Here is a 21,814-nt window from a genome sequence, read left to right on the forward strand (position 1 = left end):
ATGGATAGCCCGTGGACAACGCCTACGGCGTTGCCCACCGTCTACCCACAGGTCGGCGGCTGCACACATCAACACAGGCTGCCAGCTACCAAGTTCAGACTCATCTACGGATTGGAATCGACTATATCAGGAGACCATCCAGTGAAAAAAATCTTCGCATATTCAGCCAGCGCAACAGTCGTTGGCCTGGCGCTGGGCATGAGCGGCGCAGCGCTCGCTGCAGAGGGCGGGCCGCTGCTTTTCGGCCTGCAGTTTCCCATCACGGGTGACTACGCCGTTGAAGGGCAAGGCGTGAAAAACGGCCTCGACCTGCTCATCGAACAAAAGAACGCCGAAGGTGGCCTGCTGGGCCGTGAAATCAAGCTGATCGTCTGTGACGACGAGGGCAAGGCGTCTCGCGCCACCATCTGCGCGCGGCAGCTTGTCAACGATAGCGTCATCGGGGTGGTCGGCAGCTACACCAGCGGCGCCAGCCTGGCGGCCGGGCCCACGTACTCGCGCGCCAACGTCATCCACAGTTCGGACGGTACCAGCGACGAGCTGACTGCAAAGGGCTGGAAGAATTTCTTCAGGAACGACCCGCCCAACAGCGCAGAGGCGGCCTTCACAGGCGACTATCTGGTCAACACCAAGGGTTACAAGAACATCGCCATCATTACCGATCACTCCAGCTATGCCACCGATCTGGCAGATTCCGTCGAAAAATCCATCAAGACGCACAACGGCCACATCGCCAGCAAGGAGTTCATCAACGCCGGCACGCAAGACTACACCGCCGTACTCACGAAAATCAAATCAGTCAACCCCGATGTCGTGTACTTCAGCGGCTATTACACGGACGGTGGCCTCATCAAGGCACAGATGGATCAGCTGAAGATGGCAGCAGACTTCGTCGGTGGCGACACCAACCAGAGTGAGGCGTTCATACAGATTGCCGGCGCCTCGGCACCCGGATCCGTCGTCATCAACGTACCCCCGCCAGAAAGCCTGCCCTACGAGAATGCGGCCAGGTTCCTTGCCGATTACAAGGAAAAATACGGCAGCAAGCCACCAAGCATCTACACGCTCACCAATGTAGATGGCCTGAATTCGATTTTCGCCGCCATCGAGGCGACACAAAGCACGGACTTCTCGGCCATCGAGCAGTGGCTGCACAACATGCCGGCCGAATTCGAGGGCCTGACCGGGAAAATGAAATGGGATGAAAACGGTGAGCGCGCAGGCAGCCTGATGGCGGCGATGGAAGTGCAGCCGGATGGCAGCTTCAAGATCGTCCACCAATAGACTCAAACCCCGGGGCGACGGCATGCAGTGCATGTCGCCGCCGGATGCCGGATGGCCATGATCCGGCCGCAGGAGCACGTGGATGGACATCGTTCTGCAGCAGACCATCAATGGCCTGACGATCGGCGGCATCTATGCGCTGATCGCCCTGGGCTACACCATGGTGTACGGCGTCCTGAAACTGATCAATTTCGCCCATGGCGATCTGTGCATACTGGGCGCGTATATTGGCCTGACTACGATTATGGCGGGCGTCTTCAGCAGGCTGGATCAGATCCTGCTGCTGGGGGTGGCGTTCCTCATGGCCATCATCGTGGTGGCCATTGCCGGCATCCTGCTGGATCAACTGGCCTACAAGCCCTTGCGCCGCGTGCATCGCCTGTCTGCAGTCGTGTCGGCCCTGGGGGCCTCGATGCTGATCGAGAACGGCATCATGCTCATCTGGGGGCCGAATGTCCGGGTCTTTCCAAGCGGCCTGCTGCCCAACGTGTCATGGGAGATCGGGGGCGCAAGCATCACGCTCGTGCAGGTCATGATCCTGATCGGCGCCAGTCTGCTGATGGCCTTGCTGTACATTTTCGTGCATCACACGCGCCTGGGCACCGCCATCCGGGCTTCGGCCATCGATCAGGACGCAGCCCGGCTCATGGGCATCAATGTCAACCGGGTCATCGCCCTGGTGTTCATCATCGGCCCTGCATTGGGTGCCATCGGCGGGCTTTTCATCGGCCTGTACTACCGGCAGACTTTCTTCACGATGGGCTGGTCGTACGGCCTGTTCGCGTTCATCGCGGCGATCATCGGCGGCATCGGGAATATCCCGGGCGCCATGCTGGGCGGCCTGCTGCTGGGTCTGGTCAACGCATTCGGTGCCGGGTTCATTTCGAGCGCGTGGCAGGATGCGATCACCTTCGCCCTGCTGATCATCATCCTGCTGGTCCGGCCCTCGGGGTTGCTGGGCGAACGCATTGCCGAAAAGGTGTGAGCACGTGAGCACGACGAAAGCAAGGCCCGCGCCCCACACGTCACCCGACGTCGGCCCGGACAGCCAAGGGCACAGATGGCGCTCCTGGGCCGGGCCGGCATGTACGATATGGGCCACGCCGTGTACTTTGGCATCGGCGCCTACGCCACCGCAATGCTGTCGCTGATCTGGGGCTGGCCCGTGCTGTGGACCATTCCCGTGGCCATCGCGGTGGCCGCGGCGGTCGGGGCCATTCTGGCTGCACCCATTGTCAAGCTGCGCGGTGATTACCTGCTGGTGGTGACCATAGGCTTCAACAGCATTTTCGTACTGGCGCTGAACAACAACCTGCTGGGCCTGACCGGCGGCTCGGACGGGCTGTTCGGGATCGATCCACCCTCATTCTTCGGACATGACCTGGACAGCCAGACCAGCCTGTTCTATATCAACTGGGTCGTGCTCGCGCTGGTGATCTGGTTGATGCACAACCTGGATCGCTGCGCGCTGGGTCGTACCTATCGCTACATCAAGCTCGACGAACTGGCAGCAAGCACCCTTGGCATCGATGCGCGCCAATACAAAGTCGGCGCCTTTGCCCTGTCGGCTGCGCTGGCCGCAGTGGCCGGCGCCCTGTTTGCCATCCAGCTCGCCTCTGTCAGCCCCGGATCGTTCGTCTTCACCGAATCCGTCGTCCTGTTTGCCATCGTTCTGATCGGTGGCCAGGGATCCATCCCCGGGGTGCTGCTGGGCACCACGATGATGTTCGTGCTGCCCCAGGTCTTCACGGCATTTGCCTATTATCGCTATTTCGTATTCGGCATCGCCATGATCCTGGTGATGATACTCAGGCCTCAGGGCATCTGGCCCGCCCGCAAAGGGGGGTTCTGATGGATACGTCTGCAATCCTGCTCGAACTCGAACATCTGGGTATCCAGTTCGGTGGGCTGCGCGCGGTGGATGATCTCAGCCTCAAGGTGGCCAAAGGATCCATTTTTGGCCTGATCGGCCCCAATGGCTCAGGGAAATCCACGGTGTTCAACCTGATCACGGGGGTATATCGGCCCACATCGGGCCAGGCCCTCCTGCATGGACGCCCCATCAGCGGCCTGCCACCACACAGGATCGCGGCGCTTGGCATTCGCCGCACTTTCCAGGCCATCCGCCTGTTTCCAGGCATGACCGTGCTGGAAAACGTCATCGCGGGCGAACACCTGCAGCTGCAGCAACGCTGGTGGCAGGGGCTGTTGCGCACAGCCAGTCAGCGACGTGAGGAAAACGCCCTGGTGGATCGGGCCATGGACGTGCTGGGCATGCTGCAGCTGGGCAACATGGCGCATGAGCAGGCCACTGCCCTGCCCTACGGCGCACAGCGCGGCGTCGAACTGGCGCGTGCCCTGGTGGGCAATCCCGAGATGATCATCCTGGACGAGCCCGCCGCCGGCCTGAACGACAATGAATCCGCAGCGCTCAACGACACCATACGTGCGATCCGCGGCATGGGGGTCACGATACTGCTGGTCGAGCACGACATGAACGTCATCATGAACGTGACGGATCATATCGCCGTCATCAATTTTGGCCGCCTGATCGCTGAAGGCCGGCCAGGCGAGATCCGCAGCAACCCCAAGGTGATCGAGGCCTACCTGGGTCAGGACGACGACCCGCCGGCAGCCAGGCACGACGTCGTGAAACCTGTCAGGCAGGAATACGCATGACGCGCTTGCTGGACATCGAGGACCTGAAAGTCGCTTACGGGCAGATACAGGCCATCAAAGGGATTTCGCTGCATGTGGACGCCGGTGAAGTCGTCACCATACTGGGCGCCAACGGGGCGGGTAAAACCACCTTGATGCGCACCATCAGTGGCCTCATGAAGCCGCAGTCCGGGCGTATCCATTTTGCGGGCCGCGACATCACACGCCTGGAGGCGCACCGAATCGTGCGCCTGGGCATCGGGCAGTCACCAGAAGGGCGACGGGTGTTCGGGACCTTGTCCGTGGCGGAGAACCTGCTCCTCGGAGGCTTCACCCGCACACACGAAGAGATGCACGCCAGCCGCGAATACGTCTACCGGATCTTTCCGCGTCTGCATGAGCGCCGTACGCAGCTCGCCGGCACACTATCCGGTGGCGAGCAGCAGATGCTGGCCATCGGCCGCGCACTGGTCACCCGGCCGCAGCTGCTGCTGCTCGACGAGCCCAGCCTGGGCCTGGCACCCATCATCGTACGCAACATTTTCCAGGTGCTCAGAGAAATCCGCGAGACCGGGGTGACCATCCTCATCATGGAACAGAACGCACGCATGGCCCTGAAGCTGGCCGACCGCGGCTACGTACTCGAGGTGGGCCGCCTGCAACATGAAGGCAGCGCCCGGCAATTGCTCAACTCGGAAGACATCCAGGCGGCCTATCTGGGCGGGAAATGACCGCATCATGCCGCCACCTGCAACCTGACCAATCAACTCATATCCCCATGACACCAACCGAAGCAATACCCGACATCCAGGCCAAGCAACCCACATCGGCGCCGATCTGGCCATGCCGACTGCATCAAGTCCTGAAAGCGCGCGCCGTACGACAAGTCTCCTATGTTCCGGACGCGGGTCATGCCATCCTCATCGATCTGCTCATCAATGATCCGGACATGACGACCAATGTCCTGACCACCGAAGAAGAAGGTATCGCCATCGCCACTGGCGCGTGGCTGGGCGGCCAAAGGGCTGCGGTCCTGATGCAGTCATCGGGCGCCGGCAACTGCATCAACATGCTGTCGCTTGCGGTACAGACCCGTACCCCGCTGCTGCTGCTGATCACGATGCGAGGCCAGTGGGGCGAATTCAACCCGTGGCAGGTCCTTATGGGCCAGGCCACGGAACCCGCGCTGCGGGCGGTCGGGGTCACGGTGTTCCATGCGACGACGGCTGAAGACGTGATTGCCACGGTGGATCAGGCGGCCGGCATGGCGTTTGAGGCGGATCAGCAAATTGCGGTCCTGATCGACCAGCGCGTATTGGGTGAAAAGAAATGGTAAATGAATGCAACGGCATGGACCGTCGCGAGGCCGTGCGCATACTGCTCGCCGAGCGCAAGAATACCCTGGTGGTCACCGGCCTGGGGTCGCCCAGCTACGACGTCCACGCGGCAGGCGATGCGGACAGCACCTGTTACCTGTGGGGCGCCATGGGTGCCGCTGCGCTGGTGGGCCTGGGCCTGGCCCAGGCGCAGCCGGGGCACCGTGTCCTGGTCATCACGGGCGATGGTGAACAATTGATGGGCTTCGGCGGGCTGGCAACCATCGCGGTCGCCGCACCACGCAACCTGGACATCATCGTGCTGGACAACGAGCACTTTGGCGAGACCGGCATGCAGGTCAGCCACACGGGCCGTGGCATTGCGCTCGACAGGATTGCCGCCGCCGCGGGCTTCGCCGAGACCGGCGTATTCCACCACCTGGACGCGCTGCGTCAGTTGGCCAACCGTCTGCAGCAGGCAGCCCAGGGCCCGCGCCTCTTTGTGCTCAAGATCAAGGCTGAAAACCTGCCCCGGTCTTTACCGCCCCGGGATGCCGTGTTCATCAAGAACCGCTTTCGGGCCCATCTTGGATTCATGCCATGCTGAATCTCAGAGCACGCTCACGTACACAGGGGCCTGTGGCGCCGATGCATGCGGGCATTCTCCTGCGGGTGGCGCCATGATGGCAGGCGGCAGAGCACCTCGTGTCGTGATCGTGGGCGGCGGGATCATCGGCAGTTGCAGTGCCTGGTTCCTGCGTCGGTTGGGGTTTGGCGGGGATATCACGGTCGTGGAGAAGGATCCCAGCTACGCGCTGTGCTCGACTGCGCTTTCGGCAGCCTCCATCCGCACGCAGTTCGAATCACCACTGAATGTACGCATGAGCCTCTATGGCGCCCGGTTCGTCAGCAGCATCAGGGATTCCTTCGGTCCGGCAGCAGATGTGGGCTACCAGGAAAACGGCTACCTGATCCTCAGCGGCATGGGCAGTGCAAATGCACGGTTGGCCATGGTCGACATGCAGCGAGCCGAGGGTGCAGACGTGGTGGCACTGGCCCCCCTGGAGATCGAAAGGCGCTTTCCATGGATTTCAACCCAGGGCGTGGCACTGGGCACCTACGGCCAGGCCGCTGAGGGATGGTTCGATGCCTGGTCGTTGCTGTCCCTGGTCCGGACCAGCGCCTGCGAAATGGATGTGCGCTATGTAGCCCGGGAAGTGACGGGCTTTGATTCGGGACCCAGTCGTGTACAGGCGGTACGCCTGGCCGACGGCAGCCGCATACCGTGCGACTGGTGCATCATGGCCGCCGGTGCCCAATCAGGCGCCCTGACGGCACGCCTGGATCAGCCTCTGCCTGTGTCACCACGAAAGCGCACGGTATTCTCGTTTCATGCGCCGCTCAAGATGGACCATGGCCCTATGCTGTTCGATTCATCCGGCATCTGGATGCGGCCGGAGGGCCAGGGCTTCATTGGCGGGGTCCAGCCGCCCGCCGAGCGCGACGGCGACGCCACGGGCGATTTCGAACCAGATTACCGCCTGCTCGAAGGCACATTCTGGCCCGCGCTGGCGCAACGGATCCCGGCCATGGAAGCCCTGCGCCTGCAAAGCGCATGGGCAGGCCATTACGAAGTCAATACCCTGGATCACAACGGTATTGTCGGCCCGCACGACACGCTGGAGAACCTGCTGTTCGCAACCGGGTTTTCCGGCCACGGCCTGATGCATGCGCCGGCCGTCGGGCGAGCCATCGCAGAATTCATCCAGCAGGGCCGCTATGTGACCCTGGATCTGACCCCCCTGGGCTATGCGCGCATCCGCGCGGGCAAGCCCCTGTCTGAAGAAATTGTTTATTGAAGGAGTACGACATGAGATTCAGCAACAAAGTCGTGGTTGTGACGGGCGCCGCCCGCGGCATCGGGCGGGCTACCGCCGAACGCTTCCTGTCCGAAGGCGCGAGCGTGGTGATCGCCGATATCGATTCGCAGCGCCTGCAGCAGACCGCTCAGGCAATCGGGCCAGCAGAGCGTGTCCTCGCGCGAGTCACGGATGTCAGCAGCAAGGAACAGATGGATGCCCTGGTAGCCGCTGCCGTGGAGCATTTTGGCCATCTGGATATCATGGTCAACAATGCTGGCATCTGCCCCATTGTGCCTTTTCTCGATGTCACGGAAGATACTTACGATCATGTCCTGGCCGTGAATCTCAAGGGCACGTTTCTGGGCACGCAGGCAGCCGCCCGGCAGATGTTGGCACAAGGTGGCGGCGGCGTGATCATCAACATGTCGTCGATCAATTCGGGTCTGGCCAACCCCAACGTATCACCCTACGCAATCTCCAAGGGTGGCATGAACCAGGTCACCAGTACCGCGGCCGTTGCGCTGGCCCGCCATGGCATCCGGGTCGTGGGCGTGGGGCCGGGCACCATCATGAGCGAGATGGTCGCCGGGGACTTCGTCAACAGTGCGGGCAACAAGGCGATCCTGATGCGCACGCCCCTGGGGCGCTATGGGGAACCGCGCGAAATCGCCGGCGTGGTGGCCTTCCTGGCCAGCGAAGATGCTTCGTATTTCACAGGGGAGACCATTTATCCCGATGGCGGGCGCCGGGTACTGAACTACGTCATGCCCGAGTGAGACCGAGCGATGAAGTCCATCTACGACAAGCTGCATCACGTGTGCATCGTGGTGCATGACATCGACCGCACCCAGGCCTATTACGAGTCCATCGGCATCGGGCCCTGGCAAGCGTATCCGCCGCTGAGTGAATACATACGTCTCGCAGTGCCTGACGAAGAAGGTTTCAAGGCACTGAAGTATCGTGTCTGCAACCTGCCCAATATCCAGTTGCAACTCTGCGAGCCCGGCCCGCAGGACAGCCCGCAGCGCAGGCACCTGGATACCCGGGGCGAGGGCGTTTTTCAATTGGGGTTCGAAGTGCCCGATGCCGATGCGGCGCAGGCCGAATCGGGCCTGCCGGTACTGATGTCGGGGCGCCGCAGCAACGGTACGGGCTTCACGTACTACGATACGCAGGACGCCGCTGGCGTGGTTCTTCTGACCCGGGCCACGAATCTGCCCGGGCGCTGAACGGCACGGCTGCCCCCAGAGTAGTATCCATGCGGCGCAGCCGCCCCGCGGCCGGGCCTTGCCTATCTGGCAGGCTGATGCCATCAGTGGCCCGTGGCGCCTGTGAGGATCACCGTCTGGCCAGCGGTGATCCACTCGCCCAGCGCCAGGCGCTCCGCGAAGGACTTATCCACAAGGACAGGGGCAGCGCCTACGGCGTCACGTTCCCTGATTTCCCGGGATGCTTCTCTGCAGCCGACGATCTGGCAGACCTGCCGCGCCTCGCACAAGAAGCGGTCGAAGTGAACTTTGAGGGTGAGGATATGGGCATCCCCGCCCCTACCTCTCCCGACGCCTGGCTCCACGACGAGCGATTCCAAGATGGCTACTGGATGTTGATCAACATTGATCTGTCGAAGATCAGCACCCGAGCCGTTCGCCTGAACATCAGCTTGCCCGAGAATCTGGTGCATCGTATTGACGCAATGGCCAAGGCTCAACGCCTTTCGCGCTCTGCATTCCTGGCAAAAGCGGCAGAGCGGGAAATGGCGAAAGCCTGATCTCACCGCGCCCGCACCCAGCCGAAGCCGGGCCGTCACCCCCCTGTTCGACCGGAAGGAACCCAGGGAATGTGGGGAGACGCTGGAAATGTTGAAGAAGCAGACACACTCGGGGGCCGACCACCTGACAAGTACCCACCTGACAAGTACGTAAACAACGTCACGTTTACGGCACATTCTGCCAAAAAGCAAAAGCCGCCCCGATCAGTGAGCGGCCAAACGCTTGATATAAAACATTTTTGGTGGGCTGTGACAGGCTCGAACTGTCGACCGACGGATTAAGAGTCCGCTGCTCTACCAACTGAGCTAACAGCCCCGTCAGGAAATCTGGCGAAGAACGAAACTATACATCAAAATCGGGTCAGATGTCTGCTGCCAGACGGGCGGCCAGACCGATATAACTTCGTGGGGTCAGTGCCAGCAGGCGGGCTTTGGGTTCTGCGGGCAGATCGAGGCTGGCGATGAAGTTCTGCAGTGCCTCGCGCGTGATGCCGCGACCCCGCGTCAGCGCCTTGAGTTGCTCGTATGGATGCGGCAGGCCATGGCGACGCATGACCGTCTGCACCGGTTCGGCCAGGATTTCCCAGCAGGCATCGATATCGGCATCGATGGCCTCGGCATCCAGTTCGAGTTTGCCCAGCCCGCGCAGGCAGGCATCGCACGCAACCAGCGTATAGCCCAAGGCCACGCCCAGATTGCGCAAGACGGTTGAATCACTCAGATCGCGCTGCCAGCGGGATACCGGCAGCTTTTCGGACAGGTGACGCAGCATGGCGTTGGCCAGGCCCAGGTTGCCCTCGGAGTTCTCGAAATCGATCGGATTGACCTTGTGTGGCATGGTCGATGAGCCCACCTCGCCCTCGCGCAGGCGCTGGCGGAAATATCCCAGTGAGATGTAACCCCAGAGATCCCGGTTCAGATCCAGCAGGATGGTATTGGCCCGGGCGACTGCATCGAACAGTTCGGCTATCCAGTCGTGTGGTTCGATCTGAATGGTGTATGGATTCTGCGTCAGGCCGAGCCCCTGCAGCACTTGCGCCGAGAACATGGGCCAGTCGATGTCCGGACAGGCCGCAAGATGCGCATTGTAATTGCCTGTGGCGCCGTTGAGCTTTGCCAGGGGCCGGACCGCCGCCATCACGCCGACGGCCTGCCGCAACCGGGCAACGACATTGGCCAGTTCCTTGCCCATGGTCGTGGGCGTGGCGGGCTGCCCATGCGTGCGCGACAGCAGGGGCTGGTCTGCGTACTGGTGTGCCAGATCGCGCAGGCGCGCCAATATCGAACCATACGCTGGCAGCAGGCAATCCGTGCGTGCCCTTTGCAGCATCAGCGCATGCGAAGCATTGTTGATATCTTCGGACGTGCAGGCGAAATGGATGAACTCTGCCGCTGCGGCCAGGGCGGGTACATCGGCCACCTGCTCCTTGAGCCAATATTCCACGGCCTTGACATCGTGGTTGGTGTCGCGCTCGATGGCCTTGATGCGCGCGGCATCGGCCTGCGAAAACCCCTCTGCCACCGCCTTCAGCCGTGCACGCGCCGATGCGTCGAAAGCCGGCATTTCGGGCAGGCCCAGTTCAGACAGGCCGATCAGCCAGGCAATCTCGACCTCGACCCGATGCGCCATGAAACCCGCCTCGGACAACAGGGGACGCAAGCCATGCACCTGGCCCGCGTAACGACCATCGAGCGGCGACAAGGCCGTAAGCGCCGAGAGGGAAGAATCGATCTGCATGCTGTATACCTGCCGCCTGGAAAAGGCCAGAACGGGTGAAAAGAGAATAATGAACAAAAGGGTACCGTGGGCTGGCATTCTAACACCGCCAGTACGAGATTCGGCCGCCCACAGGCCCGCACTCAGCCAATCCATACGCTTGTCAAGCCCCTGGAGCACATAAACCACAGTTGACCGAACCCGCCAATCCGCCTGCTATACTTTTCAGGCCTAGAACTTCCCTGCTGCGCCATGAAACTGATTGGCTCTCTGACCAGCCCTTATGTACGCAAGGTGCGTATCGTGCTGGCCGAGAAAAAGCTCGATTACGAGCTCATACTCGACGACCCCTGGGGGCCTGCTGAACAGCTCGCAGCCCATAACCCGCTCGGCAAGGTACCGTGCCTCATCATGGATGAAAGCGGGTCCCTGTTCGATTCGCGCGTGATCGTCGAATATCTCGACACGCTGTCTCCTGTCGGGCGCCTGATCCCGCCACCGGGGCGCGAGCGCATCGAAGTCAAGCGCTGGGAAGCCATTGCCGATGGCATCATGGACGCCGCTGCAGCCGCGTTCATCGAAACCCACCGGCGCCCCGCCGAGAAAACGGATCCACAGTGGGTCGAACGCCAGATGGCCAAGATCCATGCCGCGCTGGGCCACATGAATTCGCAGCTGGGGGAACAGGCCTATTGCACGGGGGTCAATCTGTGCCTGGCAGACATCGCCGCAGGCACCGCGCTGGGCTATCTCGACCTGCGCTTTCCGAATCTGGGCTGGCGTGCCGCGCACCCGCAACTCGAGCGTCTGGCCGAAAAACTCGACGGCCGGCCATCATTTGCCAACACCCGGCCCCCCGAGGCCTGAAATCACCCCGCCCCCCAGGCAGACATCACCGGCATACAGCACGGCTGACTGCCCGGGCGTCACGGCCCATTGGGCCTGCCTGAACGATAGCTCGAAACGCCCATCGGCAGTGGCCGACAGGGTGCAGGCGGCATCGGCCTGGCGATAGCGGGTCTTGGCCGTGTACTGGCCTGGCGCGGGCGCCATGCCGGACACCCAGCTGGCGTCCTCGGCTGTCAGCCGGTGGCTGAGCAGCCACGGGTGATCATGCCCCTGGACGGCATACAGCACGTTGCGCTCCAGATCCTTGCGTGCAACATACCACGCATCGGCGGTGCCGTCGGGTCGTTGCAGGCCCCGCACGCCGCCGATCCCCAGCCCCTTGCGCTGCCCGAGGGTATGAAAGGCCAGCCCCTGATGCTGCCCGAGCGCGCGGCCTTCGGGATCCAGGATGGGCCCGGGATGCATGGGCAAATACCGGTTCAGAAATTCCCGAAACGGCCGCTCGCCAATGAAGCAGATGCCAGTGGAGTCTTTCTTGGCCGCGTTGGGCAAGCCGAGGTCCTGCGCGATCCGGCGCACTTCGGTCTTGCGCAGGAGGCCCAGCGGAAACAGCGTGCGCCGCAACTGCTGCTGATCCAGGCGATGCAGGAAATAGGTCTGATCCTTGCTGGCATCTGCGGCCTTGAGCAACTGGCTGGGGCCGCCGCCGGGCGCATGCCGGACCCGTGCATAATGCCCGGTGGCGATGTAATCCGCACCCAGGGCCAGCGCATGGTCCAGAAAGGCCTTGAACTTGATCTCGGCATTGCACAGCACATCGGGGTTGGGCGTGCGTCCGGCCGAATACTCGCGCAGAAACTCGGCAAACACACGATCCTTGTATTCAGCGGCAAAATTCACGGCCTCGATGTCCACGCCGACCAGATCGGCCACACTGGCGGCATCCAGCCAATCCTGGCGCGATGAACAGTACTCGGTGTCGTCATCGTCTTCCCAGTTCTTCATGAACAGGCCGAGCACCCGATAGCCCTGCTGCCTGAGCAGCCAGGCCGTTACGGAGGAATCCACCCCTCCGGACATGCCGACGACGACGCGCGCCCCAGGCGCCGGCTGGTCAGCCATGCAGGGCCTCGTCCAGCGATTCGATCCAGTGCCGCACCGGGGTGCCGGTCCCGCCCTGGAGGTGGCAGATGCAGCCCACGTTCGACGACACGATGGTGTCGGGCAGCGCAGCCTGGATGGCCTCGAGCTTGCGTTCACGCAAGGCAAGGGACAGTTCGGGCTGCGTGATCGAATACGTGCCGGCCGAGCCGCAGCACAGGTGAGCGTCATTGAAGGCCTGGAGGTCAAAGCCCAGATCGGCCAGCAGACGCTCGGTCAGTGGCCGCAGACCCTGCCAATGCTGCAATGTACAGGGCGGATGAAAAGCCACCCGGCCTGGTATCTGGCGCAACCGGCCCTTCAGTTCGGCCGCCATGGGCGCCAGGACTTCGGCAATGTCCTTCACGTACGGCATCAGGCGTGCAGCCCGTTGCGCATAGGCGGGGTCGTGCTGCAGATGTCGCGCGTAATCCTTGATCATGCCGCCGCAACCCGACGCGTTGACGACCACGGCCTCGACCGTGCCCGCCTCGAGCAGGGGCAGCCAGGCATCGATATTGGCGCGCATCTGAGCGCGTGCGGCCTCCTGGGCATCGAGGTGGTAATTGATCGCACCGCAACAGCCCGAACCCGCTGCAAAACGCGTACCGATACCCAGGCGGTCGAGCACGCGCCGGGTCGCTGCATCGATGGACGGCATCATTGCCGGCTGCACGCAATTGGACAGCATGATGACCTGACGGCCATGGCGTTCGGCGTGTTCGGGCAAAGGCCCGGCGGCCCGCGCCGGTGCCAGCTTGCTGCGCAGAACCGCCGGCAGGATGGGCCGCACATGCAAACCCAGCCGGTACAGTGGCCCGAACCAGGCCGAACCCATGAGCCGGCGCAGGCCCTCGCGCTTGAGCCGCTCGAGCCATGGCCGCCGTACGCGCTCGCTGACCAGTTGACGGCCAATATCCACCAGCGCGCCGTATTCGACCCCGGACGGGCAGGTGGTTTCACAGTTGCGGCACGTCAGGCAGCGGTCCAGATGCTGTTGCGTGACGTAGGTGGGCTCGACACCTTCGAGCAACTGCTTCATCTGATAGATGCGCCCCCGTGGGCTGTCGAGTTCGTCGCCCAGCAGCTGGTACGTTGGGCAAGTAGCCAGACAGAAGCCACAGTGTACGCAACGGCGCAGGATTTCATCGGCCTCACGGCCAAAATCCGTATCCCGCGCCCATTCGGCCAGTTGTGTTTGCATGGTGAGATCTCAGAATTCCGGGTACAGGCGCTGTGGATTGAAGATTCCGGCAGGATCGAACTCGTGCTTGAGACGCCGATGGATCTGCAGGATACCCGCGGCCAGCGGATGGAACACTGAAAACCCGGCCGGCACGCCATCATGCCGATAAAGGGTCGCCGAGCCCCCCAGCGACTGCACCCGGTCGCGCAAGGCACCGGCCTCATGCCCGCCCGGCAGCCAGCGCAGGCTGCCACCCCACTCGTGAAGTACGGGGCCCAGGCCAAGCGCGGGCGCATCCGGCGGCAGGATCAGGCGCCACAACGGGCGCTGCTGGAAAAAGGAATGGGTCTGGTCGCGCACCGCCTGCCAGAACCCGGTGGCTGATGCCTCGGGCAATGCATCGCCGCCAATGGCCTGACACGCCTGGCGCACGGCCGCCTCGTTGCCCGACAGCCGCACGGAAAGGCGGCCCCCGCCGCCCGCGGCATCGGGTGCCCACAGGGTGGCCGAGATCGGCAAAGGCTGTGCACGCCACCTCAGGCAATGCGCCAGGGCCGCTGTCTCGTCAAGCTGCAGCACCTGGGTCTGTTCGCAGCGCGGACGGGGCAGGACCTTGACCGAGACTTCGACCATGGCACCGAGCACCCCCAGCGACCCCGCCAGCAAACGGGACAGATCATAGCCGGCCACGTTCTTCATCACTTCGCCACCGAATCGAAGCACATTGCCCTCGGCATCGAGCAGACGACAGCCGAGGATGAAATCCGCCAGCCCGCCGACCGCCATGCGCCGCGGGCCTGCCAGCCCGCTGGCCACACACCCCCCCAGCGTACCTGCGTCACCAAAACGCGGCGGCTCGAACGCCAGCATCTGCCCCTGTTCATGGAGCACGGTTTCGATTTCGACCAACGGCGTACCCGCCCGGGCGGTCAGCACCAGCTCGGATGGTTCATGGCTGATGATGCCTCGATAGGCCGAGAGATCGAGCCAGCCGACCCGGTCACCAGACGGCAGGGGGCCACCGTAGAACAGCCGGGTGCCGCCGCCACGCAGCATCAGGGGGCGCTGTGCGGCGCGCGCTGTGACAACCTGTTCGCAGAGTTCGGAAAGTACGTATTCCATGGGCCAGCCGTCAGAAACGTGGAATGTCGGGGAAGCGGATATTGCCCTGATGCACATGCATCTTGCCGTATTCGGCGCAGCGCACCAGGGTGGGAATCAGCTTGAGCGGGTTGAGCAGCCCCCATGGGTCAAAGGCCCGTTTGAATGCCGAAAAGGTGTCCAGCTCTTCGCGCGTGAATTGAGAGCACATCTGGTTGATCTTTTCGATGCCCACGCCGTGCTCCCCCGTGATGGTACCCCCCACTTGCACGCACAATTCGAGTATGGCCGCACCGAACGCCTCGGCGCGCTCGATTTCATCGGGCTGGTTGGCATCGAACAGGATGAGGGGGTGCAGGTTGCCATCGCCGGCATGGAACACATTGGAGCAGCGCAGATCGAATTCTGTTTCCATCCTGGCAATGGCCGCCAGCACCTTGCCCAGATGGCGACGGGGGATGGTACCGTCCATACAGTAGTAATCGGGCGATATGCGCCCTGCCGCCGGGAACGCGTTCTTGCGCCCTGCCCAGAACCTGAGGCGCTCTTCTTCGGACGACGAGGTCTGCAGCCGCGTGGCGCCGGCCGCGCGCAGCAGGGCCTCGACCCGGGCGATCTCTTCGGCGACCTCTTGCGGGGTGCCATCGGATTCGCACAACAAGATGGCTTCGGCCTCGAGGTCATAGCCCGCCTTCACGAAGGGCTCGACCATGTGCACCGCGCGCTTGTCCATGAGTTCGAGGCCCGCCGGGATGATGCCGTTTGCAATCACCCGCGTGACCCCTTCACCCGCTGCCTCGACGCTCGGGAAGCTGGCCATGACCACCTGGGCCAGTTCAGGCTGGGGAATCAGGCGCACGGTGACTTCGGTCACCAGGCCCAGCATGCCTTCGGAGCCGATGAAGGACTGCAGCAGATTCAGGCCTGGGGTTTCGGGGGCTTCGGAACCCAGCTCGAGGATTTCACCATCGATGGTCACCACCCGCACCCGCAATACATTATGGACCGTCAGGCCATACTTGAGACAGTGCACACCCCCCGAATTCTCGGCCACATTGCCGCCAATGGAGCACGCAATCTGGCTCGACGGATCGGGCGCATAATACAGCCCATGCACCGCGGCGGCCTCTGAAATCGCCAGATTGCGCACCCCCGGCCCCACGACTGCCACACAGGCCTCGGGGTCCAGACGCAGAATGCGGTTGAGCTTGGCCAGACCCACCACCACGCCCTGCGGATGCGGGGTGGCACCGCCCGAAAGACCGGTGCCTGCCCCACGTGGAACCACTGGAACATTGTGTGCCTTGCATGCCTCGAGCACGGCAAGCACCTGGGCTTCGGTCTCTGGCAGGACAACCACAGGGGGCTGCTGCCGGTACAGCGACAGGCCATCACACTCGTAGACAGCCGTCTGATCGGCACGCGTCAGGATGCAGTGCGCGGGCAGATGCCCGGCGATGCGGGCGAGAAAACCGGAAAAATCCGGCATGGCTGCAGCCTCCTGGGCTTGCGCTTGGACGGCGTTCATGTCCGGCCACTCAAACAGCAGGTGGCAACATCTTGCCCGGATTCAATATGTTGTGCGGATCGAGCGCCGCCTTGATTGCGGCCATGACGTGCAGTGCATCCGCACCGTGCTCGGCCAGCATGAAGGCCTGTTTGTGCAGGCCGACCCCATGCTCGCCAGTGCACGTGCCCTCCATCGCAATGGCCCGCTCGACCAGGCGCCGATTGAGTGCTTCGGACTCGGCCCATTCAGCCGGATTGTCGGGGTCCAGCAGCATGAGCACGTGAAAATTGCCGTCCCCCACATGGCCCACGATCGTGTACGGAAAGCTGGCCTGATCCAGTTCGAGTGCCGTCTCGCCGACGCAATCGGCCAGACGGGAGATGGGCACACAGACGTCCGTGGTACTGGATCGACAGCCGGGCCGCAATTGCAGGCCCGCAAAATAGGCATTGTGACGCGCCGTCCAGAGGCGATTGCGGTCTTCCGGATGCTCAGCCCAGTCGAAATCCTGGCCGCCATGCTCGCGGGTGATGGCCTGCACGGATTCTGCCTGCTCACGCACCGAAGCCGGGCTGCCATGGAATTCGAACAGCAGCAGGGGCGATTCGCGCAAATCCAGCTGGCTGTACTGATTGGTGGCACGCACTGCATGGGCATCCATGAATTCGACCCGCGCCACCGGGATACCCATCTGGATGATTTCGATGACACTCTGTACGGCGGAATCCAGATCGGGAAAATTGCAGATCGCTGCCGATACGGCTTCGGGTTGTGGATACAGCCGCACGGTGACTTCGACGATGATGCCCAGCGTGCCTTCGCTGCCTACAAACAAACGGGTCAGGTCGTAGCCCGCCGAAGATTTGCGCGCCCGGCTGGCGGTCTGGATGAGCCGGCCATCGGCCGTGACCACCTTGAGCGACATCACGTTTTCACGCATGGTGCCATAGCGCACCGCATTGGTGCCCGAAGCGCGCGTGGCCGCCATGCCGCCCAGGCTGGCATCGGCACCAGGGTCGATCGGAAAGAACAGACCGGTGTCGCGCAGCGACTCATTCAACTGCATGCGCGTCACCCCGGCCTGAACCGTGGCGGTGAAATCTTCGGCATGCACCGACACGATGCGATCCATCCCGGAGAGATCGAGACTGACCCCACCCTGGATGGCCAGCAGGTGCCCTTCGAGCGATGAGCCTGCGCCGTAGGGAATGAGCGCCACGCCATGCGCATGGCAATGTCGGGCGACCCAGACCACATCGTCGACCGACTGCGCAAATACCACCACGTCGGGCCACATCGCCGGATAAGGCGATTCGTCGCGCCCATGATGTTCGCGAACGGCCTGTGCCGTGGAGCAGCGCGGGCCGAAATGGTCCGTCAAGGCTGCAATGAAACCCGCAGGCAGGGCCCGCGGCTGCTGTTCAAACGGCATCGTGTCCATGGTGTGTACGCCCTCATGACAATCGGTAAACGGAGAATTCAGGCCGCGCTGTCGGCGTGCTGGGCACGCTTGCTGCCCTGGTGCTGGCGCCGCGTGCGCACGGCCTCGGCCAGGCAGTCGAGCATCGCGACCGAGGTGTCCCAATCGACACAGGCGTCGGTAATGCTCTGGCCATACACCAGAGTACGACCAGGCACCAGATCCTGTCGACCCCCGACCAGGTGGCTTTCGATCATGACCCCGAACAGGCGCTCGTCACCGGCGGCAACCTGGGCGCACACATCATCGATGACCAGCGGCTGACGGGTGTAGTCCTTGTGGCTGTTGGCATGACTGGCATCGACCATGACGCGCCCCCGCATGCCGGACGTCTCGAGCGCTTCGGCTGCCGCCTGAACGTGCTCGGCCTCGTAGTTCGGCGTTTTGCCGCCACGCAATATGACGTGGCAATCCTGATTGCCGCGTGTCGAGACGATGGCCGAATGGCCGCCCTTGGTGACCGAAAGAAAATAATGCGAGTTCGAGGCGGCCTAGATGGCGTCGATGGCGATGCGTGTATTGCCATCGGTACCATTCTTGAAACCGACCGGGCAGGACAGGCCGGAGGCCAGTTCGCGGTGAACCTGGCTTTCGGTGGTGCGCGCGCCGATGGCCCCCCAGGAGATCAGGTCGGCGATGTACTGGGGCGTGATCATGTCGAGAAACTCGGTGCCGGCCGGCAGCCCGAGCGCGTTGATCCCGATCAGCAGCTCACGCGCCCTGCGCAGGCCCTGATTGATATCGAAACTGCCATCCAGGCCCGGATCATTGATGAGCCCTTTCCAGCCCACTGTGGTGCGCGGCTTCTCGAAATATACCCGCATGATGATCTCGAGCTCATTGGCGTGCGCCTGGTGCAGGGGCGCCAGCCGCCGCGCGTACTCGAGAGCCGCATCGGTATCATGAATGGAACACGGGCCGATCACGACCACCAGACGGTCATCGAGGCCGTGCAATATCCGATGCACCGCATCGCGCGCATCATGCACGATGTGCGAGATCTCGGATGTACAGGGAAATTCGCGCATCACGTGGGCGGGTGGCGCTAGCTCGCGAATTTCTCGGATGCGGGTATCGTCGGTATTGTGTGACACTGTGGTGCTCCTGTGGGCCGGGGCCAGGTCGGAAACAAAAAAAGCCGCCTGGCTGGGCCGGCGGCTTTCAAGGGAATTTTGACCTACTTCATGATACTGCGATCCCCTTCCTCCACCGGCGGCTTCGGAAAAAAGGCAAAATAGAAAAACCAGGAAATCGCGTTCATCGGTCAATCCTAACACAGGCGGCCTGCCGCAGCAACCGAAGTGCCGGTCCTTGTTGGCGCAAAGTGCCGGCCCTGGGCGGGTCAATGCGCCATGTGGCCGGTCCCTTCTTCCACGTGCTCGTCACTCGCGAAGATCGCAGGATCGGCCTCGCCCCTGACGGTCAGGATCCCGGCCAGACCTTTTTCCACGCGCGACAGGGCATGATCCACCAGGACATACTGGCCTGGATAGTCTGTCGTGAACTCGACCATGGTCGCGCCGCCAGGCGGTACGAGCGTGGTCTGCACGTCGGTCAGGGGTGTGCTGGTCAGCGAGGCCTGGTCGTAGACCCGATCGAAGACCTCACCGATGACGTGGAAGCTCGACGTCAGGTTGGGCCCGCCTACGCCGAAGTAGATGCGTACCGTATCACCCACGTCGGATTCCATCCTGTAGATCTTGGTCAGCGCATCCATGGCGCCATTGAACATCATGTGCTGGGGATTTTCAGCCAGCAGGTTCTCGAGAGAGAATTCCTGCAAGCCGGGGGCACCGTGCAGCTGCGCCGTGTAGAGCTCGCCCTGCATGACGTAGAACTCTTTGTCCACCTTGGACAAGCCCCCTTCGGGCTCGACCAGAATCAGACCGTACATGCCGTTGGTGATGTGCTGCGCCACCATGGGGGTTGCACAGTGATACACGAACAGACCCGCATGCTTTGCCTTGAAGGTGAACGATTTGGATTGCCCGGGCGCCACCTGCGTGACATCCGCCCCCCCGCCAGGGCCCGTGACCGCGTGCAGGTCGATCGAATGGATATGCGTGCTGTCCGGCGCGTTGCTCAGGTTCAGCGTCACCGTGTCCCCCACCCTTACGCGGATGAACGGGCCGGGTACCTTGTTGTTGAAGGTCCAGAACCGGTACGTGCTGTTGTCGGCCAGCCGGGCCACCAGTTCGGTCGTCAGCAGGTCGACCGTGACATGCTGCGGCGCCCGCGCACCCACTGGCTCACCGACCGCGTACGGATCGTGCGCAATCTGCGGCGCTTCGGTCCGGACCACATCGGCCTCTTCGCCAACGATGATCCTGCCCACCATACCCGCGGCCTTGTGACCGGGCAAAGTGCAGTAGTATTCGAACGTGCCATCCTTGTTGGCCCGGAAGACGATGGCCGTTGCGGAATTCTTGCCCGAGATCTCGTCCGATCTGGCATGAAATTCAGGCACCGCCACGTCATGGGTGGCGCCATCGCCGTTCACCAGATTGATCTGCACGACGGCACCTGCCGGCACCCGGAGATCAGGGTTGACGATATTGGTGCCTTCTTCCTGGAAGACCAGCTTGCCGTCTGCAATCGCCGTTCGCAATGTGAAGGTCACGTCGGGTCGATGGCTGACATTGCTGCTGCTGTCAGCCCCTTCACCGTGGGCGGCCCACGCCGCCGTACCGAGCCCTGCACTGACGAGACCCAGCAGCACACCACACAGGAACCTTCTGAAAAATATCATGAATACACCTATATTCAATATGGCAATTATATTAACCTAAACAATACAAGCTTGGACTTCCCTGCCAGCTTTGATCTGCGGAACGCCCATGTTACCGGGCTCTTGGAAGGTACGAAACGACATTTCGCAAGCTTTGAGGCACTAAAATGGACAACGACATTCTTCAAGGTTCCAACTATCGCAATTATGAACTTATAATCCCTCATGCCATCATGGCCATCATCATGCCCATGATGCCTTACACTTCTCAGGTTTGAATGTGCCGACCGACCACAATTCTTCCGGACTGATTCGCAAGCCCCACAGCGCTCGCCGTATCATGCTGGCGCTCGACGCCACGCGATGCTCCACGTGCATGCTCAATACCATCTGCCTGCCGCTGGGCATGTCGCAGCACGAGGTTCAGAAAATGGACGAACTGGTCGAAGAGCGCCTGCGGCTGCCCAAGGGGGGCACCTTGTTCCGCGAAGGGGATGCGGCCAATGCACTCTATGGGATACGTTCCGGCTCCTTCAAGACCCAGATCGAAGATGCCCGCGGCCAGGTACAGATCACGGGCTTCCTGCTGCCAGGTGAAGTCCTGGGCATGGATGGCCTGATGCATGACGAACAGCTCTCGCACGCCATCGCACTGGAAGACTCCGAAGTCTGCATCATCCGCCTGGACGCGATGGACCGTCTGGCCACACAACTACCCACCTTGCAGCGTCAGCTCAGGCGCCTGATGAGCAAGGAAATCGGCCGCTCACACCAGATGCTGCTGTCGATCGGCGGCCTGCGCTCGGAACAGCGCCTTGCGGTATTTTTGCTGAATCTGTCCCAACGCCTGCAGAATCTGGGCTATTCGCCCCACGAATTCATCCTGCGCATGAGCCGCGAGGAAATCGGCAACTACCTGGGGCTCACTCTGGAGACCGTGAGCCGGCTGTTCTCGCGCTTTGCCCGCGAAGGCCTGATCCGGGTCCAGCAGCGCGAAGTGCAGATATTGGATCAACAGGCACTGCACGCTCTTTCGGGCACCGATGCCGCCTGAGCATCGCACCATCCGACAGGCATCCGGCACAGAGTGGAGCAGTCGATTCCAATCCGTAGATGAGTCTGAACTTGGTAGCTGGCAGCCTGTGTTGATGTGTGCAGCCGCCAACCTGTGGGTAGACGGTGGGTAACGCCGTAGGCGTTGTCCGCGGGCTATCC

The 21,814-nt window shown here is 62.4% G+C and carries 21 protein-coding genes, 1 tRNA gene and 1 pseudogene; 14 read left to right on the forward strand and 9 right to left on the reverse strand.

The window, feature by feature from the left end; translation table 11 throughout:
- Positions 1-141 precede the first annotated feature (141 nt).
- The 11 genes from WCY17_RS13060 to WCY17_RS13110 all read left to right on the forward strand — a co-directional run bounded on the left by WCY17_RS13060 (position 142) and on the right by WCY17_RS13110 (position 8,888).
- Positions 142-1,284: a branched-chain amino acid ABC transporter substrate-binding protein gene (locus WCY17_RS13060; RefSeq protein ID WP_372702629.1), complete on the forward strand. Its 1,143-nt coding sequence runs from the start codon at positions 142-144 to the stop codon at positions 1,282-1,284.
- Positions 1,285-1,366: 82 nt separating this feature from the next.
- Positions 1,367-2,269 carry a branched-chain amino acid ABC transporter permease gene (locus tag WCY17_RS13065; protein WP_372702630.1) on the forward strand — a complete coding sequence of 301 codons (903 nt, stop codon included), beginning with the start codon at positions 1,367-1,369 and terminating at the stop codon, positions 2,267-2,269.
- Positions 2,270-2,344: 75 nt separating this feature from the next.
- Positions 2,345-3,136, forward strand: coding sequence for a branched-chain amino acid ABC transporter permease (locus WCY17_RS13070; protein ID WP_372702631.1), 792 nt, complete (start codon positions 2,345-2,347; stop codon positions 3,134-3,136).
- A complete protein-coding gene (locus WCY17_RS13075; protein ID WP_372702632.1) occupies positions 3,136-3,963 on the forward strand; it encodes an ABC transporter ATP-binding protein in 828 nt (275 codons plus the stop codon). Before WCY17_RS13070 ends, WCY17_RS13075 begins: the two co-directional genes overlap by 1 nt.
- A 5-nt stretch (positions 3,964-3,968) precedes the next feature.
- Positions 3,969-4,673 (forward strand): ABC transporter ATP-binding protein, encoded by a 705-nt coding sequence (locus tag WCY17_RS13080; protein ID WP_372702647.1) that lies wholly within the window; start codon positions 3,969-3,971, stop codon positions 4,671-4,673.
- Between the two features lie 47 nt (positions 4,674-4,720).
- Positions 4,721-5,278, forward strand: a complete 558-nt coding sequence (locus WCY17_RS13085; protein ID WP_372702633.1) for a phosphonopyruvate decarboxylase — start codon at positions 4,721-4,723, stop codon at positions 5,276-5,278.
- A 14-nt stretch (positions 5,279-5,292) separates the two neighbouring features.
- Positions 5,293-5,865: a thiamine pyrophosphate-dependent enzyme gene (locus tag WCY17_RS13090; protein WP_372702634.1), complete on the forward strand. Its 573-nt coding sequence runs from the start codon at positions 5,293-5,295 to the stop codon at positions 5,863-5,865.
- A 73-nt stretch (positions 5,866-5,938) separates the two neighbouring features.
- The gene (locus WCY17_RS13095; protein ID WP_372702635.1) at positions 5,939-7,117 is read left to right on the forward strand and encodes an NAD(P)/FAD-dependent oxidoreductase; all 1,179 of its coding nucleotides are present in this window, start codon (positions 5,939-5,941) and stop codon (positions 7,115-7,117) included.
- An 11-nt stretch (positions 7,118-7,128) separates the two neighbouring features.
- Positions 7,129-7,896, forward strand: coding sequence for an SDR family NAD(P)-dependent oxidoreductase (locus WCY17_RS13100; protein ID WP_372702636.1), 768 nt, complete (start codon positions 7,129-7,131; stop codon positions 7,894-7,896).
- A 9-nt stretch (positions 7,897-7,905) separates the two neighbouring features.
- Positions 7,906-8,349, forward strand: a complete 444-nt coding sequence (locus WCY17_RS13105; protein WP_372702637.1) for a VOC family protein — start codon at positions 7,906-7,908, stop codon at positions 8,347-8,349.
- A 29-nt stretch (positions 8,350-8,378) separates the two neighbouring features.
- Positions 8,379-8,888: a type II toxin-antitoxin system HicB family antitoxin gene (locus tag WCY17_RS13110; RefSeq protein WP_372702638.1), complete on the forward strand. Its 510-nt coding sequence runs from the start codon at positions 8,379-8,381 to the stop codon at positions 8,886-8,888.
- 240 nt (positions 8,889-9,128) lie between these two features.
- Here WCY17_RS13110 and WCY17_RS13115 read toward each other — a convergent pair.
- A tRNA-Lys gene (locus tag WCY17_RS13115) sits at positions 9,129-9,204 on the reverse strand.
- Positions 9,205-9,249: 45 nt separating this feature from the next.
- The gene (gene purB / locus WCY17_RS13120) at positions 9,250-10,626 is read right to left on the reverse strand and encodes an adenylosuccinate lyase (protein WP_372702639.1); all 1,377 of its coding nucleotides are present in this window, start codon (positions 10,624-10,626) and stop codon (positions 9,250-9,252) included.
- Between the two features lie 231 nt (positions 10,627-10,857).
- Between purB and WCY17_RS13125 the strand changes: the two genes are divergently transcribed.
- The gene (locus WCY17_RS13125; RefSeq protein ID WP_372702640.1) at positions 10,858-11,472 is read left to right on the forward strand and encodes a glutathione S-transferase N-terminal domain-containing protein; all 615 of its coding nucleotides are present in this window, start codon (positions 10,858-10,860) and stop codon (positions 11,470-11,472) included.
- Here WCY17_RS13125 and mnmA read toward each other — a convergent pair.
- From mnmA to nirK, 7 genes and pseudogenes are all read right to left on the reverse strand, one after another.
- Entirely contained in the window at positions 11,440-12,576 is a 1,137-nt protein-coding gene (gene mnmA / locus WCY17_RS13130; protein ID WP_372702641.1) for a tRNA 2-thiouridine(34) synthase MnmA, read from the reverse strand. The two genes, WCY17_RS13125 and mnmA, sit on opposite strands and share 33 nt — an antisense overlap.
- Positions 12,569-13,798 (reverse strand): glycolate oxidase subunit GlcF, encoded by a 1,230-nt coding sequence (gene glcF, locus WCY17_RS13135; protein ID WP_372702642.1) that lies wholly within the window; start codon positions 13,796-13,798, stop codon positions 12,569-12,571. The genes mnmA and glcF overlap by 8 nt, the downstream gene beginning before the upstream one ends.
- Positions 13,799-13,807: 9 nt before the next feature.
- Positions 13,808-14,902: a glycolate oxidase subunit GlcE gene (gene glcE, locus WCY17_RS13140; RefSeq protein WP_372702643.1), complete on the reverse strand. Its 1,095-nt coding sequence runs from the start codon at positions 14,900-14,902 to the stop codon at positions 13,808-13,810.
- Positions 14,903-14,912: 10 nt separating this feature from the next.
- A complete protein-coding gene (locus WCY17_RS13145) occupies positions 14,913-16,370 on the reverse strand; it encodes an FAD-linked oxidase C-terminal domain-containing protein (protein WP_372702648.1) in 1,458 nt (485 codons plus the stop codon).
- A 49-nt stretch (positions 16,371-16,419) separates the two neighbouring features.
- Positions 16,420-17,832, reverse strand: coding sequence for an FAD-binding oxidoreductase (locus tag WCY17_RS13150; RefSeq protein ID WP_372702644.1), 1,413 nt, complete (start codon positions 17,830-17,832; stop codon positions 16,420-16,422).
- A gap of 38 nt (positions 17,833-17,870) precedes the next feature.
- Positions 17,871-18,965: pseudogene (gene aroG, locus WCY17_RS13155) on the reverse strand (3-deoxy-7-phosphoheptulonate synthase AroG).
- A gap of 248 nt (positions 18,966-19,213) precedes the next feature.
- Entirely contained in the window at positions 19,214-20,491 is a 1,278-nt protein-coding gene (gene nirK, locus WCY17_RS13160; protein WP_372702645.1) for a copper-containing nitrite reductase, read from the reverse strand.
- Positions 20,492-20,500: 9 nt separating this feature from the next.
- On the opposite strand from nirK, the gene WCY17_RS13165 reads away from it, so the two are divergent.
- Both WCY17_RS13165 and fnr read left to right on the forward strand, forming a co-directional pair.
- Positions 20,501-20,818, forward strand: coding sequence for a hypothetical protein (locus WCY17_RS13165; protein ID WP_372702646.1), 318 nt, complete (start codon positions 20,501-20,503; stop codon positions 20,816-20,818).
- Between the two features lie 91 nt (positions 20,819-20,909).
- A complete protein-coding gene (gene fnr / locus WCY17_RS13170; protein ID WP_372702649.1) occupies positions 20,910-21,653 on the forward strand; it encodes a fumarate/nitrate reduction transcriptional regulator Fnr in 744 nt (247 codons plus the stop codon).
- Positions 21,654-21,814 lie beyond the last annotated feature (161 nt).

It is taken from the genome of Castellaniella sp., assembly GCF_041677825.1.
Classification (GTDB): Bacteria; Pseudomonadota; Gammaproteobacteria; order Burkholderiales; family Burkholderiaceae_B; genus Castellaniella.

Excerpts from the sequence above, each read along its gene's own strand:
- WCY17_RS13065 (WP_372702630.1), top strand. The coding sequence starts at position 1,367 with ATGGACATCGTTCTGCAGCAGACCATCAATGGCCTGACGATCGGCGGC.
- WCY17_RS13070 (WP_372702631.1), top strand. The coding sequence starts at position 2,345 with ATGGCGCTCCTGGGCCGGGCCGGCATGTACGATATGGGCCACGCCGTG.
- WCY17_RS13075 (WP_372702632.1), top strand. The coding sequence starts at position 3,136 with ATGGATACGTCTGCAATCCTGCTCGAACTCGAACATCTGGGTATCCAG.
- WCY17_RS13085 (WP_372702633.1), top strand. The coding sequence starts at position 4,721 with ATGACACCAACCGAAGCAATACCCGACATCCAGGCCAAGCAACCCACA.
- WCY17_RS13090 (WP_372702634.1), top strand. The coding sequence starts at position 5,293 with ATGGACCGTCGCGAGGCCGTGCGCATACTGCTCGCCGAGCGCAAGAAT.
- WCY17_RS13095 (WP_372702635.1), top strand. The coding sequence starts at position 5,939 with ATGATGGCAGGCGGCAGAGCACCTCGTGTCGTGATCGTGGGCGGCGGG.
- WCY17_RS13100 (WP_372702636.1), top strand. The coding sequence starts at position 7,129 with ATGAGATTCAGCAACAAAGTCGTGGTTGTGACGGGCGCCGCCCGCGGC.
- WCY17_RS13105 (WP_372702637.1), top strand. The coding sequence starts at position 7,906 with ATGAAGTCCATCTACGACAAGCTGCATCACGTGTGCATCGTGGTGCAT.
- WCY17_RS13110 (WP_372702638.1), top strand. The coding sequence starts at position 8,379 with ATGCGGCGCAGCCGCCCCGCGGCCGGGCCTTGCCTATCTGGCAGGCTG.
- purB (WP_372702639.1), bottom strand. The coding sequence starts at position 10,626 with ATGCAGATCGATTCTTCCCTCTCGGCGCTTACGGCCTTGTCGCCGCTC.
- WCY17_RS13125 (WP_372702640.1), top strand. The coding sequence starts at position 10,858 with ATGAAACTGATTGGCTCTCTGACCAGCCCTTATGTACGCAAGGTGCGT.
- mnmA (WP_372702641.1), bottom strand. The coding sequence starts at position 12,576 with ATGGCTGACCAGCCGGCGCCTGGGGCGCGCGTCGTCGTCGGCATGTCC.
- glcF (WP_372702642.1), bottom strand. The coding sequence starts at position 13,798 with ATGCAAACACAACTGGCCGAATGGGCGCGGGATACGGATTTTGGCCGT.
- glcE (WP_372702643.1), bottom strand. The coding sequence starts at position 14,902 with ATGGAATACGTACTTTCCGAACTCTGCGAACAGGTTGTCACAGCGCGC.
- WCY17_RS13145 (WP_372702648.1), bottom strand. The coding sequence starts at position 16,370 with ATGCCGGATTTTTCCGGTTTTCTCGCCCGCATCGCCGGGCATCTGCCC.
- WCY17_RS13150 (WP_372702644.1), bottom strand. The coding sequence starts at position 17,832 with ATGGACACGATGCCGTTTGAACAGCAGCCGCGGGCCCTGCCTGCGGGT.
- WCY17_RS13165 (WP_372702646.1), top strand. The coding sequence starts at position 20,501 with ATGGCTGACATTGCTGCTGCTGTCAGCCCCTTCACCGTGGGCGGCCCA.